This window comes from Chitinophaga vietnamensis, assembly GCF_902167635.1.
In the GTDB taxonomy this organism is placed as follows: domain Bacteria; phylum Bacteroidota; class Bacteroidia; order Chitinophagales; family Chitinophagaceae; genus Chitinophaga; species Chitinophaga vietnamensis.
Map to the genome: position 1 here is coordinate 1,007,865 of NZ_CABHMS010000001.1, position 14,845 is coordinate 1,022,709.

The 14,845-nt window shown below is 50.7% G+C and carries 10 protein-coding genes; 2 read left to right on the top strand and 8 right to left on the bottom strand.

Translation table 11 applies throughout. The annotated features are described in order from the left end of the window. Positions 1-122: 122 nt before the first annotated feature. The 8 genes from FPG75_RS04205 to FPG75_RS04240 all read right to left on the bottom strand — a co-directional run bounded on the left by FPG75_RS04205 (position 123) and on the right by FPG75_RS04240 (position 11,218). On the bottom strand, positions 123-1,766 hold the full coding sequence (locus FPG75_RS04205; protein WP_143305293.1) for a RagB/SusD family nutrient uptake outer membrane protein: 1,644 nt from the start codon (positions 1,764-1,766) through the stop codon (positions 123-125). Between the two features lie 72 nt (positions 1,767-1,838). Then, positions 1,839-2,516 carry a methyltransferase family protein gene (locus tag FPG75_RS04210; RefSeq protein WP_161596658.1) on the bottom strand — a complete coding sequence of 226 codons (678 nt, stop codon included), beginning with the start codon at positions 2,514-2,516 and terminating at the stop codon, positions 1,839-1,841. A 68-nt stretch (positions 2,517-2,584) separates the two neighbouring features. Continuing rightward, a complete protein-coding gene (locus FPG75_RS04215) occupies positions 2,585-4,741 on the bottom strand; it encodes a c-type cytochrome domain-containing protein (protein ID WP_143305295.1) in 2,157 nt (718 codons plus the stop codon). Next, positions 4,742-5,767, bottom strand: a complete 1,026-nt coding sequence (locus FPG75_RS04220) for an NHL repeat-containing protein (RefSeq protein WP_143305296.1) — start codon at positions 5,765-5,767, stop codon at positions 4,742-4,744. A gap of 14 nt (positions 5,768-5,781) precedes the next feature. After that, positions 5,782-7,236, bottom strand: coding sequence for a DUF1501 domain-containing protein (locus FPG75_RS04225; protein ID WP_143305297.1), 1,455 nt, complete (start codon positions 7,234-7,236; stop codon positions 5,782-5,784). A 39-nt stretch (positions 7,237-7,275) separates the two neighbouring features. Further along, on the bottom strand, positions 7,276-9,594 hold the full coding sequence (locus tag FPG75_RS04230; RefSeq protein WP_143305298.1) for a PSD1 and planctomycete cytochrome C domain-containing protein: 2,319 nt from the start codon (positions 9,592-9,594) through the stop codon (positions 7,276-7,278). 414 nt (positions 9,595-10,008) lie between these two features. After that, the gene (locus FPG75_RS04235; RefSeq protein ID WP_143305299.1) at positions 10,009-10,554 is read right to left on the bottom strand and encodes a cysteine hydrolase family protein; all 546 of its coding nucleotides are present in this window, start codon (positions 10,552-10,554) and stop codon (positions 10,009-10,011) included. Positions 10,555-10,630: 76 nt separating this feature from the next. Further along, positions 10,631-11,218 (bottom strand): Crp/Fnr family transcriptional regulator, encoded by a 588-nt coding sequence (locus tag FPG75_RS04240; protein WP_143305300.1) that lies wholly within the window; start codon positions 11,216-11,218, stop codon positions 10,631-10,633. Positions 11,219-11,414: 196 nt separating this feature from the next. Here FPG75_RS04240 and FPG75_RS04245 point away from each other — a divergent pair, with 196 nt between their 5' ends. Continuing rightward, positions 11,415-13,727 (top strand): hypothetical protein, encoded by a 2,313-nt coding sequence (locus FPG75_RS04245; RefSeq protein WP_143305301.1) that lies wholly within the window; start codon positions 11,415-11,417, stop codon positions 13,725-13,727. A 2-nt stretch (positions 13,728-13,729) separates the two neighbouring features. Continuing rightward, positions 13,730-14,845 carry a hypothetical protein gene (locus tag FPG75_RS04250; RefSeq protein ID WP_143305302.1) on the top strand — a complete coding sequence of 372 codons (1,116 nt, stop codon included), beginning with the start codon at positions 13,730-13,732 and terminating at the stop codon, positions 14,843-14,845.

The following is a 14,845-nucleotide window of genomic DNA, read 5'->3' on the forward strand; positions in this document are numbered from 1 at the left end:
AGGATTCGCGAAGATCAAATCGAAATGATCTTCGCGAATCCTTTTTAATCTTTATTAATCCTGATAAAAAAATCCTGGTAATCCTTTCAATCAGTATAATCCTGAGTAAGACAACCTTCGCATCAATATCCCGGGTTCTGTTGCAGCCCGGTGAATATATTTATTGTCTGCTGTGGAATGGGCAGCAGGCTGTTGTTGGGTTTGAAGCCGAGGGGCGCCAGTCGTGGCGTGAGCAGTTGCCATCTTTTGAGGCTGTTGAAAGTGAGGCCTTCAATGGCAAGATCATCGCGGTATTGTTGCTGGATGATGGCCACTACTTCTGCATTGGTTTTGGTAGTGGGTATTGGATAGATGGGGCTGCCGTTCCTGGCTCTGAGGATGTTCACTCTTCTCAATGCATCATCAAGATTGTTGGTGAAGGTGAATAGCTCTGCTTGCAGCAGGAGGGCATCGGCCAGGTGTATTTCGGGCGCATAATTTCCTTTATTGAAGATCGCTTTCAGGTCCTGGTTGCTGATTGGGCGGCTATCGCACCAGATATTTTCCTGGCTCAGGGGATTGTTATAAGCGCCATTTTTTACCAGGTCGATCTTGATGAGGCTATCAGGCGTATAGAGAGAATTTAATGAACTGCCGCCAGTGCTATAGTTATTTTGTTCAAGCTCGTTGCGCAGCGCCAGTATATTACAGGCTTCGGAGCTGAGGTGGCTGCGGTTGGCAGTGGGGGAGAGATGGGGAAGACTGAGTATTGCCAATTTCAAAAGAGCCGAGATCAGCATGCGTGTGGGAGTTGGCGCCATGCTGCTTACATTCATCGGTATGGCAATCGTATTGTAATTGAGCACCGATCCAAACATATTCACCAATTGCAGGTACATATAGGCTTTCACGGCACGGGCATCCGCCATATAGATGGCCACATCCGCCTTGCTCACCGGAGAGGTGGCCGCATAGCTGAAAATACGGTTGGCCTTGGAGATGATCATGTAGGCGTTCTGCCACAATGTATTAATACGTGTATCCGTTGACGTTAGCTGGTAATTGTTGATGGGGCAGTAGGCCGGTAATGCGGAGCAGTCGGCATCATCCGTGTATACTCCATCGATGGTGGCATGCAGCTGGTGCCAGGTATGCACTTCGTTGTAAAGATTGTCCACGGCATCTTTTAATTGTTGCGCCGTGGCAAAGGGTTGATAATTTACGTTGTCGGCAACGCCTATCAATACTCTTTTCCGGGTAATTCTGGCGCTATCGGCGTGGATATGTTCTGCCGGAAGTTTTACCATGTCTTTACTGTCCAGTACACCATCTGCATTCAGGTCTTTGTAGATGAAATTGCCGGGATAGGGAAACAGTTCGTTTACACGGGCAGGCACGGTGAATTGCTGGTACAGGGAGTCGAAAGTATATCCCATCGCAGGATTGGTGTTTATCCTTCCGGGGAAGTTACTGAGGGTATCCAGCTGCGCAACGATGTAGTAATCCGCTGCTGCGATGCCGGAAAATGTTGCCTTTCCGCCTGCGTCGGTTTGCCCTGATGCTACCGGTTTCTGCGCATAGTAATCATCCTGTGTGAGATAGATACTAACGTTGACGCCAGCACGTAATTGACCATAAGGATTGCTGGCATCCCAGGCGGTAGCATCATAGACCGCTATTTCCAGTTTGGTGGTGTCGTTTGCCGGAGGCTTTGAAGGTGGCGTATTGTCGTTTTTGGCGCAGGCAACGAGGGATAATAACGCTGCCGCGATAAGATACTGTTTCATAGGGGGACATATATTTTTATGTCAACAAGATAAAGAAAAATATAATATAACAAAGGGGTTGCAGGAATCTGTTTACCATACCCCCGGAATCAATCTATACCTTGTTTGTTGACAATACGCCGTATAGCCGTTCAGGTGAGTGCGTAAAAATCTTTCTTCATCGAGCAGGCGCCATGCCAGGCCGCCGATGAGCAATATGCTGAAGAGGAGGGTGCGCCAAACGCCCAGTGCCAGCGGGATCGCCAGGAACATCAGGAGAGCGCCGGAATACATCGGGTGCCGTACCAGGCGATAGGGACCGGTGTTGATCACCTGCTGGTTGCCGGATACTTCAATGGTCGCGGAAGCAAAGCTATTGGTTTTGAATACAACGAATACAAGATAGTAGCTGAGCAATACCAGTAAATTACCCATGATGACAATATACATGGGAATAACATGCGGATACCAGCGGTATTCCAGCGCAGAGCAGATATACAGCAATATTATCAAGGCGCCGTTGACAGATTGTATAAGCCGTTGGCTCTTCTCTTTTTCATGCCTGGGGCCGGAATTGACGCGCCGCTGTAGCAGTGCAGGATCATGTTTCAGGAAGTAGTAGGTGAGCAGCCAGATATTGATGGCGTTGATGATAAAATAGATCCATCCCGGCCAGTAACGGAGTGTGCCCGCTGGAATGAAAAGCAACAAACCCAGTACGATAATGGATTTTACAACGCCACGGTACGTTTTTGTTCCTATGACGGCCATAGTATGATAATTTGTAGTAAAGGTAAGCATCGCTGGCGGTTCTACCTGCGCAGCGATGCTTATCTTTTTTAGTTGAACAGCAGTTCATCTACAAACACCCACGCATGTTTGCCTTTGCCGGGATGCCAGGCCGGCAGCGTGACGGGCGTCATCACAATTTTCATGCATGATATATGTGCGAGGGGAAAAGTACAATCTATATCCATAGCAGTCACCGGGTCGTCTTTTTTGGCAGCCGCAGGCGTTACCTTTTTTAGTAAGCGCAGGTGTTGCGGATCAGCGCCACCCCATAGCTCAACTTGCTGCGGCGGGAAGATGTAAGAGCCGGTATTGCGCAATGCGCCTATAGTCACGGATTTGAGGGGCACGGGCTCGCGGAACTGCAAGAGGGCCTCCATCCTGTTTTTCGTATAGCCGAGCCATTTACCATTGTTGTAATCCATGCCGCCTTTCTGCCCGTCGGTGAGGGTACTGGGGCCATTGCCGCCATAGGCGCCTTCAGGCGGGTTGAGCAGCAGGATGCTATCCGGCACATAAGTGGTTTTACTGAAAGCAAACTGTATCGGATCACTGGCATACCAGCCTTGCTTGCAGGCGATCGCACGAACGATGGTATTGTTGGTGAGCAACAGGCTGTCTTTGAACACGGGAGAATGCACACTGTCGGGCGTGCTGCCATCTGTGGTGTAACGTATCTCTACGCCTTTGACCGGATGTTTTAAGATCAGTTGCATACTGTTCCTGAAAACCGCCACGGTATTGAGTAACAGCGGTTGGTTCAGCTTCAGCTCTTCACCGTTATCATTGGAAAATCCTTTTACTACTGTTGCCTGCGGGAACGTTTTCTGGGCCTGCTGAATATCAGCAGAAGAGAGGCCGGTGTTCCATACATACAGCTCTTTCAATGCCGGCGCTGATTTCAGCTGCATCAGCTGTTGCAAAGTGACTGGCGTACCTGAAAGCGAAAGGCTTTGCAGATAAGGAAGTTTCGCGAGCACATTTAATGTTTGCCCGGTGATGTTGGTAAAGCTCAGGTTGAGCACCCGCAGTTGTTTGAACTGTGCCAGTACTTCCAGGTCGGCATCGTGCACGGGCATCTTCTGTAAATGCATTTCTATCAGCTGTTCCTTTACCGGCAGCAGTTCGCGGACGGAGGCAATATTGAATTTGTCTTTGTTATACCAGTTGGCGATCAAAGGCGCGGCATGTAACGCTAACGGATATACGACGCGGTAGTTGTTATTCAGCTGCTGTACCAGTTTTTCATTTGCCGGAGAAAAATCATACGCCGCTTCCTTTGCTTCAACCGGCTGTAAACGTGCAGCAGCAAGCAGTCGCAGGCTATCATGCGCTGGAAGCGCCGCTACCATCTTCTTAAAATCCGCCCCTTCTTTGATCCAGTAGTAGAGCAAAGCGGTTTCCTCTGCCGTGAGTGGCGGCTTGCCCACCGGAGGCATATGTTTTTTATCTTCCTGTGGAAGATGTATACGCTCCATCAGCAGACTGGCAGCAGGATTACCAGGAATGAAGAGCTTCCCGCTTTTACCGCCGCTCATCAATTGTTGTGGCAGGTCCATCGATAAACCACCTTTGGCTTTACCTGTATTATGGCAGTTCATGCATTTTTCTTGCAGGATGGGTTTGATCAGATGATCATATACGATGGCCTTGTCGAGCGGCACGCCCGCCGGTGGCGGCGTAACAGGCGCCAGCACGTAATTGTTGCCGTGGGTGATATCTGCACCGAAATGCCCGGTAATGAGCAGCAATATAGTTGTTAATACTGCGCCTGCTTTCGGCAGCCAGGGTTTGGCGGATGCACGCAGCCAGTACAAGGCGGATGCAGCCCACAACACCGCGACGCCGCCCCATTTGTGCCATTGCACGTGGCCATCGGCGGTATAGCCTTCTTCGCGGGAAAGCAATAAACCCATGATAACGGTAAGGGCTGTACTGAGTGCGGCAGCTAACAATAGCGCGCTGGTAAAGTGTGTTTTCCATTTGTGGGCTTCGGGTTCGCGCAGTTGTATAAATAACAGCAGGCCGCCGAGCAATAGCAACACGATCGGGAAGTGCAGGAACAAGGGATGCATGCGCCCAAACACCTGCAGCCAGCCTGGCACCACTATTTTAGTGCCGGCTACGAGTAAAACTAAAACAAAGATATTGGTGGCGAACAGGAGTTGGCTGCCAAGGTCCTGCCACCGGAAACGGTTCCACTTCATCTACACCCTCCTGAGTTTATACGGATACACTTTGCCAGCGGCCCATTGCGCCACATACAAGTTTTCATCATCATCTACACATACATCATGCGGATGTACGAAGATCTTTTCAGCCTGTTGCATCGGCTGCAATTGTGCGCCCTTGTATACGGGAGCAGTGCCACCGATATTGGAGATCACTTTGTTGTCTTTGTCAAGTATCGTGACGAAGCCGCTGCCGCTCACATTCATATCAGGAGAGCGCAGTACGGCGGCATAGAGATGCTCCCCGCGGATCACGGGGCGGCACACGCAGGCGCCGGGCAATGCGATCACTTCCAGCAGCTGCCCGTCCATGCTGAAACGTTTGAAGCAGTTGCGGGTACGGTCCGTGATCAGCAGTGTGGGCGTGCCTTTGCGGCGATCCACACAGATGCCGTGGGCATTGTCGAGATGGGCGTCGCCTTCGCCGCGGCCGCCGAAAGTGTTCAGCAGTTTGCCGTTGCGATCGTAGTGCATGATGTATTGCGCGCCGTAGCCATCAGCGATATAGATATCGCCATTGTCGGTGATAGTGGTTTCGGTAGGTACAAATTCTTCTTTCTTTTTGTAGAAGCCTGTTTCCGCAGGATAGTCGATTGTCATCAATATCTTGCCATCCATCGTGGTTTTGTATACCTGGTGTTTTTCGGTGTCAGTGATGAAGAGGTATTCGGTACCGTTTTCATTGCTGAGGGTAAGACCATGCGCGCCGGGAAACTCGTGTCCCCAGCAGGATAGCAGCTTTCCGGATTTGTTATAGATGAGGATATTGTTCTGCGTTTCGTTGGTGAGCAGGATGATGCGGCCTTTTTTGTCCTGTACCATTTCGTGGCAATCCTTCACCGGGTGACGGCTGGCGTCCAGCGTACCCCAGCGGGTATCAAGGGTATAGCGCATGTTTTGATGGCCATATACCGGCCCTTTGGGGCGGGCAAAGAGATCGCGCGAAATATAAAAGGATGCGGCAACTAACGCGGATGCCTGTACGAATTTTCTTCTCTCCATAAAATATTTTTTTATCAGGCCATGAGCCCTGGTATAACTTTTCCGGCAACATCGGTGAGCCGGTAACGGCGTCCCTGGTGTTTGAAGGTGAGCTTTTCGTGATCAAGCCCCATGAGATGTAATACGGTAGCGTGGAAGTCGTGCACGTGTACGGGATCTTTGATGATGTTGTATCCAAATTCATCGGTTTCGCCGTACACGATGCCGGGCTTTACGCCGCCGCCGGCCATCCAGATGGAGAAGCAGCGGGGATGGTGATCGCGGCCGTAGTTGTCGGCCGTCATCTTGCCCTGGCAATAATTCGTTCTTCCAAATTCTCCGCCCCATATCACGAGCGTTTCATCGAGCAAGCCACGTTGTTTGAGATCGGTGATGAGCGCGGCGGAGGAGCGGTCTACGTCTTTTGCTTGTCCGGCCATATCATTCGGCAGGTTACCATGTTGATCCCATCCCTGGTGATAGAGCTGCACGAAGCGCACACCGCTTTCCGACAGCTTCCTGGCCAGCAGGCAATTGGCTGCAAAGGTACCAGGGACAAGGCATTCGGGGCCATAGAGCTTGACGATATCATCCGGTTCTTTGGAGAGATCGGTGAGCTCTGGCACCGCAGTTTGCATGCGGTAAGCCATCTCGTATTGCTGTATCTTGGTGCTGATCTCCGGATCGCCAAAATCCTTGTATGACTGATCATTCAAGGACGCCAGCTGATCGAGCATCTGGCGGCGGTTGGCCATATCAATGCCTTCGGGGTTGTTGAGATAAAGCACCGGGTTATCGCCGCTGCTGAATTGCACGCCCTGGTGGATGCTATCTAGGAAGCCATTGGACCATAATTTAGAGTACACGCCCTGGCCATTGCCTTTGCCGCGCGACAATAACACACAGAAGGCAGGCAGATTTTTATTTTCGCTGCCGAGGCCATAACTCATCCAGGAGCCAAAGCTGGCGCGGTTTCCCTGTTGTGCGCCGGTTTGAAAAAAGGTGAGGGCGGGATCGTGGTTGATCGCTTCGGTGAACATCGATCTCACGATGCAGATATCGTCTACGATCTGTGCGGTATGTGGAAAAAGGTCGCTGACCCAGGCGCGGGCTTCTCCGTATTGTTTGAAATCGAAATGCGAGCCTACCAGCGGAAAGGACGACTGGCCCGAGGTCATACCGGTGAGGCGTTGTCCCATGCGGATGGAGGGCGGCAGTTCCTGTCCCATCATGTCGCGCAGTTTCGGTTTGTAGTCGAAGCTCTCCAGTTGTGAAGGCGCGCCGTTCTGGAACAGGTAGATAATCCTTTTTGCTTTGGGAGCAAAGTGCGGCATACCGGGAATGAAAGGCGCTTCGCTGGCGCTGCTTTTTCCAAACAGGTCGGGTATGAGCAGGGAGCCGAGCGCGACGCTGCCGATGCCCAAACTGAGCCGCGACAGGAACTTGCGGCGATTCATATTCAGGTGATGCTCCAGAAATTCGTTTTTCATCTTGTCAATTTTTTTTAAAGAAGAGATGATCAGCCCTAGCTATGTTTTGGATAAAGTTTCTTCCAGGTTGTAGATAGTGGTGATCACTTGCATCATAGCAGCCCAGGAGGCCTGGTCCAGATTGGCCGCCATGGGGTATTCGCCATGATGCAGCAATTGGGAGGCTTTGCCGGGTTGTTGTTTATAATACGCCTGTTGTTGTTCGTAATATTTGAGCAGTACGGCTGTTTCCTGTGCTTGCGGTGTGCGGCAAACGATGGCGCGGAAGGCTTGTTGTATATCCTGCTGTGTGTTGCCATTTTGTTGCAGCAGGCGGGATGCCAGTACTCTGGCGGCTTCCAGCACGGTAGGATCATTCAGCATGATGAGCGCCTGCAAGGGTGTGTTGGTAGCGGCGCGTTTCACTTCGCATTGATCGCGGTTGCTGGCATCGAAGATCATCATGGAAGGAGGAGGTACCGTTCTTTTGATGAAGGTGTACAAGCCGCGCCGGTAGAGGCTTTTACCATGATCCTGCCGGTAGGTAGCGAGGAGGCCGCGGCCGGAGGTCGCCTGTTCCCACAGGCCTTTTGGCTGGTAAGGTTTTACGCTGGGGCCTCCTACTTCGCGCACGAGCAGGCCGCTGCTTTGTAATACCAGGTCGCGCACGGTTTCCGCGGGGAGGCGGAAACGCGGGCCGCGGGAGAGATAAATATTTTCAGGATCGGCTTTCAGTTTTTCTTTGCTGATCACGGCAGATTGGCGATAGGTGGCCGACATCACGAGTTGTTTCATGAGGCGTTTGATGTTCCAGCCATGTTGCATGAAATCTACTGCGAGCCAGTCGAGCAAAGCGGGATTGCTGGGAAGATCGCCCTGCATGCCGAAATCGCCGGTGCTCTTGACGATGCCTCTGCCGAATATTTCCTGCCACAGCTGGTTCACGAAAACGCGTGCGGTGAGCGGGTTTTTCGGATCGAAGAGCCAGTTGGCAAGACCGAGGCGGTTAGCCGGATAGGTGCTGGTGTTGAAAGAAAGGATCGATGCGGGTGTGCCGGGCGTTACTTCGATGGTGGGATTGTCGTAATTGCCGCGACCGAGCACAAATGTTTTTCTCGCTGTATCTCTGTCGCCCATTACAGAAACAATCAGGCGGGCGGTATCTTGTTTGTTCAGAAAATGCAGTATACCGTTGAGGTCTTCTTTGGTGATTTCCATGAAAGGCTTCTTGGCAAAGGTTTCCGGGCCGCCTACTACAGATTCCAGGCCTACTTCTTTTACGTTATTGAAGAAGGCGAAGAGTTGATAATATTCTTTTTGAGAGAAGGGATCATATTTATGATCATGGCAATGTGCGCATTCGATGGTGATGCCGAGCAGGCTTTTACCGAAAGTGTTGGTGCGGTCGGTGACGTATTCGATGCGGTATTCCTCATCGATCACGCCGCCTTCTTCGGTGATCTTGTGGTTGCGGTTGAAGCCTGATGCCAGCAGCTGTTCGCGGGTGGCATTGGGTATCATGTCGCCGGCGAGTTGCCAGGTGATGAAGTCTTTGTAGGAGAGGTTGGTATTGAAAGCATGAATGACCCAATCGCGCCAGGGCCACATGCTGCGGTAGTTATCGTCCTGGTAGCCGTGGGAGTCGGCGTAGCGGGCTACGTCCATCCAGTGCACGGCCATTTTCTCGCCGTAGGCGCTGTCTTGCAGCAGTTCATCGACCATGCGTTCATAGCCTTTGTCGCTGGTATCTTTCGCGAAGCGTTCCATGCGGTCGAGGGTTGGCGGCAGGCCGGTGAGGTCGATGCTGAGGCGTTTGAGCAGGCGTTCGTGATCTGCCACAGGATTAGGCGAGAGGCCTTTTTCCTGCATATGTGCCAGTGTGAATACGTCGATCTCGTTACGTGGCCATTTGTGGTCGGTTACCGGCGGCAGCGCGGGCGTGGCGGGCGGAACGAAGGCCCAGTGAGGTTTGTATTTAGCGCCTTGCTGTATCCATTTCTCTATCAGCTTCACTTCAAAATTGCTGAGCGTCATATTGCTGGATGGCGGCGGCATGCGCATGGAAGTATCGGTGGTGCTGATGCGCTGGTATACGGCAGACGCCATCGGGTTGCCGGGTACGATCGCATGGGCGTGCGGATCATCTTTCAATGCTTTGTAGGCGCTGTCGGCAATATCCAGGCGGAGGCCGGCTTCGCGCTTGTTGGCGTCGGGGCCGTGGCAGGCGTAGCATTTGTCGGACAAGATGGGCCGGATATGAAAATTATAATCCACGATGTCAGGCATCTTTTCAGATGAGGTATCCTGTACGTCGGACGGGTGACAGGCAGTAAAGAGGGTGAGGATGCATATAGCAGCCTTTGTATAACGTTGGAACATAAATGAATATCAATAATCGTTGCTCACTGATGGATGCAGCCTTTGGAATTGCGTGTTGTTTGATCCTGATTGATGTTTTCCTTTGTTTCTTCTAATTGTTCATATGTATGAACATATTTTACAAATATAGGGTTTCTGTTGAGAAATAAAAGTGTGTGTGGATTTTTTTGAGGAGTGGTTGGCTAGATAATTTGAAAGGAGGGGGGAGATGGCCGTATGTCCCGGGTCTACCGAGCTACCGCCCCTACGGGGCTTAGCGTATCTTTGTTTACCAATGTAAACGATCCGCTTTTATGTGCCCCGTAGGGGCAATAGCTCGGTAGACCCGGGTGAAACCCGGGGAACAAAATGCGATCTACCGATAACCAGCCCCGTAGGGGTGATAGATTCATGTAAATGCTGATATTATCGGCCTTACAGCTGCATCATTTCACTAGTGGTTCTTATGGTGGCGTAATAAAACGAAAGTGCCGCCAGCATTGCATTCTGCACATCTACCGCTTTTACCTTGTTACCCAGCACCTCCACGTCTCTTGTAGCGCAGGCATCCCCGATAACGGTACAGTTGAACCCAAAATCTTTTGCGGCCTTGGTAGTGGCGTCGATACAAACATGTGTCATCATGCCGGTGATGAGCAGATCGGTGATGTTATTATTGCGCAGGTATGGCAATAGATCGGTGTGTTGAAAACTGTTGGGCGTATGTTTGGTGATCACTTTCTCACCCGCGGCGGGCAGCACCCTGTTATTGATCCTGGCGCCTTCCGTGTTGGGGAAGAAAAATGCAGGATGGCTGCTGTTGTCGATATGCTGCACGTGTACTACCAGCATACCTTGCAGCCGGCAGTGTTCCAATATTCTCCCGATGTTGTCCGCTACGGTTTCTGCGCCGGACAGTTCCATCAATCCTCCTTTGAAATAATCATTTTGTACATCTACGATGATTAAAGCCTGTTTCATATTTTTAGTTTTGCCAACAAAATTCGTATAGCCATGGAGGGTGGCCATTGATCCAGGTCAATCGGGATGTTAATATTTATTTGCGTTTGGCTTTCAGCATACGGCTGAAGAAAGCGGGCGTAACGCCGATGAAAGAGGCGATCTGTTGTTGTGTGAGTGCAGAGGCGATATGTGCATATTGCTGCTGGAATTTCTCGAAGCGCTCTGCTGCGGGCAGGCTCAGGATATCCACAATGCGTTGCTGGCTCACCGCAAAGGCGCGTTCTGTAAGGATGCGGAAGTAGCGCTCAAAAGCAGGCACTTTTTCCAATAGCTGCAACCGGTGCACTCTGGAGAGTAGCAAGGTATGCGTGGTTTCAATGGCTTCAATGAACAGGTTGCCCGGGTTACTGGATACATAACTCATCACATCTGCCACCCACCAGTCTTTCGAGGCAATGGTGAGAATATGTTGATCTCCTTTTTTATCTACGAGATAACTCTTGGCAAAGCCTTTACAGATAAAAGTGAAATTTGTGCAGGTATCGCCTTCGCGGAGGAGCAGCTCTTTTTTATAGTAGGTGCGTTCTTGTAACAGGGAGAGAAAATAGGATTTCTCCTCATCGCCAATGGTGATGTGTTTGTCGATGTTGTTGAGCAGGAGGAGACGGCCTTCAATATGCATCTTTCAATTTTAACACTGAAATAATTTTTTCAAGATACTTGTTTTTTCAAATTTAAATTTCCACCTTTATCCCGTTATTCCAATAGAACAATATCCTTATAACCAGATGAAAATAATACAAATACATTAGTGCGCTATCTGTACTGAGTCATGGAGAAGAACACCCCCTTATACCAGCATTAATAGCGCATATCCATTGAAACATTTTATTTTATTGTTGTTTGTAGGCCTGTTTTGTGCTGCCCATACTTTTGCACAAGGTCCCCCCGCTATCAGCAAAGCTATTGTTGATACAGGCTACTACTATGTACGCGCGGGATGTAAATCACAGATCATCGTGCCGCTACCTTTGTACGGCAAGAAAGATTCCGTGAAACCGGTGATCGTCCGCATGCGGCGCAAACCTGCTCCTGTCCAGCATTCGCCGTTGCTGACCATACATGGTAATATCATGTACGACCTGTATTATCAATCACGGGTAGATACGCCTTTCGTGGAAAAAGATATCTATCAGCATACCGTGCAAACCTGGCTGGACATCACCGTCAAAGACAGATACCCGCTACGCGTAGCCTTCAGCACGCAGATGGGCAACTCTTCGCTGTTCAGAAATATCACCGGCATCAACTTGCAATACTCCAATAAGGATCTGAAGAACATGATCCTTGCACGTGCAAAAAACTGGGATGCCAGTAAATTGAAACAAATACAGGAGCTGGCAAAGCTCCGGGATAAGCTCAATGGCCTGTCTGACCAGCTTTCCGGGCTGAAAGGATGGCTCTCTTCTCCCTCACAGTTACAACGCCTGATAGAAGAGAGAGAACGTATTTATTATCGCATCAAAGATACGGCGTTCAGAAAACTGGATGAAGTTACGCAAATAGGACGCGCAGGCACTTACGATATTGCGAGTATCATCAAAAGCCGTCATGTGCCGGACAGCCTGCAGCAACGCTGGCTGAACACTGCACCAGCCATAGATACCAGCTTCCCTGTACTGAAAGCCTATCAGCAAAAACAGCACGAAGCCGACTCGCTGGAGAAAGAGATGTCTAAAGCCGAGGCCCGCTACTGGTCGATGCAAAAGAAGTATGGCCAGAAGAAAGCTACACTGATGGACGTGCTTACGCACAGCCGCAATAATAAAGAACTGACAGAAGGCCTGTCGGAGCTCAACCTGCCGGATAGCGTGCTGCCCAAAGGTTATCGCACGCTTTTATCCATCCGGTCTTTTGGCATAGGGCGCACCATGGTGAACTATTCCGAGCTGACCGCGAAAGATATCAGTATCACGGGTGTGCAGATGGAATACAATCCTTCCTGGTATGTGGCCTTCGCTACAGGCGCGGTGGACTATCGTTTCCGCAACTATGTGGTAAATGAAGCCCGGCCTAAACAATACCTGAACCTGTTACGCGCGGGCATTGGAATGAAGGAAGGCAACAATATTATCCTTACGTGGTACACCGGCAAACGACAGGTATATAACATGAATACCAATGTGGTGCCTGGTGAAGAGGTGAGCGTTAACAACAACATCATGGGCGTTTCCCTGGAAGGGCAGTGGCGGCTCTGGAAGAATACCTACCTGACCGGAGAGGCGGCGAAATCATCGCTTCCGTATTATGCCCGGCAGGGAAGCCATAGCAGCGCTTTTAACAGCATGCTTAACTTCAACAGCCATTCCAATGAAGCCTATGCAGCAAAATTCGCTACCATACTACCGTTCACGGATACACGTATTTCGGCGATGTACAAGCTGATGGGAAGTGATTTTCAGTCGTTCAGTTTGTATACTACCGGCTCGCGGCAAACCGCCTGGAACATGAGAGTGGATCAGCCGCTGTTCCGCCGCAGGCTTACATTGACCGGCGCCATCAGGAAAAATGATTACGTCACCTACCTGCAACCGGCCAATTACCAGAGTAATACGGTATTCAAAAGCATACAGGCCACCATGCGTATTCCGCGCTGGCCCGTGATCACGGTGGCTTACCAGCCATCGTCGCAACTGATGAAACTTGGTGATGGCCGTTTCATGGAGAACCTCTTCTATACGCTCTCCGGTAATGCCAGCTATTTCTATAAGTATAAGGGCGTGATGATGAGCAGTGTGTTGTCGTATTCACAATTCTACAACCACAAGGAAGACAGCAATTTTGTGTATTTCAACAGCCGTAACCTGGTGGCCAATCATACGATATTCCTTTCGCGGTTTACGCTCAATGGTATGTTGTCGGCCGCTGTGAATGAGGAATACGGCTTGTATGGCGCCGCCGGCGACGTATCGTGGAAGATAAAACGCTGGCTCGAAGCAGGCGGGGGATTGAAATACAACCGGCAAACGGTGTATCATATTCAGCAGCTGGGATATACCGCCAGTATGCGCGTACAGATACCCTATTTCGGGGAACTGGCCATGATGGCCGACAAGGGATTCATTCCCGGACCAAATAAAAAATTAGTACCAAATAATACAGGACGATTAACCTATACCAGGATATTTTAACTATGAAAAAATCCAGAACCATACGCAGACTCGCATGCTGGATGCTTTGTCTGTTGTTTGTTACAAACGCAAGCGCCCAGGTAACGATGGCAGTTCAGGTGCCTCCTGCCGGTGTGATGCAGCAATCGCAATTATGGAATATGATGCTGGTGAACGCCGCTACCAATACGGTGAGCGTGCGTATCATGCTACGCCTCACAGATGCCGGCAATGCACAGCCGGTGCTCACTGCCGTTACGCGCAGCATCCCGCTCAGCCCCGGTGGCCGGCAGTTGCAACTGAAAGATATCAACCCGGTGCAGTATGAGTATTTGTCGCCCGTGGCCGACAGAAGGGAGAATGGCCTCCTGGCGCCGGGCAACTACGTCGCCTGTTACAGTGTGATGATAGACGGCGACAAGAGCGAGAAGCCTGCGGTAGAAGATTGTATTCCTTTCACGGTGGAGCCGGTGAGCCCGCCCCTGCTCAATACACCGGAGGATACTGCCAGACTGGAAACAAGGCTGCCACAGTTTTCATGGCTGCCGCCCGCTCCGCTGAACCTCTTCACAGATCTCAACTATGAACTAAGAGTAGTAGAGGTACGGGCGGATCAATCAGCCGCAGAAGCCATCCAGCAGAACATCCCGGTTTATATCGGTACCGGCTTGCGCAACCCGGTCATGACCTATCCTTCCGGCGCCGTAGCACTGGATACCGGCCGCACCTATGCCTGGATGGTGATTGCCAACAATGGCCGCCTGTTTGCCGCACAAACAGAAGTGTGGACTTTCAGCCTGAAAGATACCTCGATCGCTAAAACCCCCGATGACGGCGGCTATGTACTGTTGAAAAGAGAGATAGACGGCGTGATGGGCAATTGCAGCGGCGCCCTGAAATGTATCTATGTCAACGATCCTGGTGATGATAATGTGCGTTATGAGATCATTGCGCTGGATGATGAAAACCAGGTGGCGCAATCCGGCAGCTTTCATCTCTCTCATGGTGATAACCGCCTGGAACTGCAGCTGGGCAAAGGCCGGCGATTGGCTGCTGGCAAGCATTACACCTTTGTGCTGTACAACTCGCGGAATGAACAATGGCGAATGAATTTCGCGTTCAACCCCATTCAACAATAA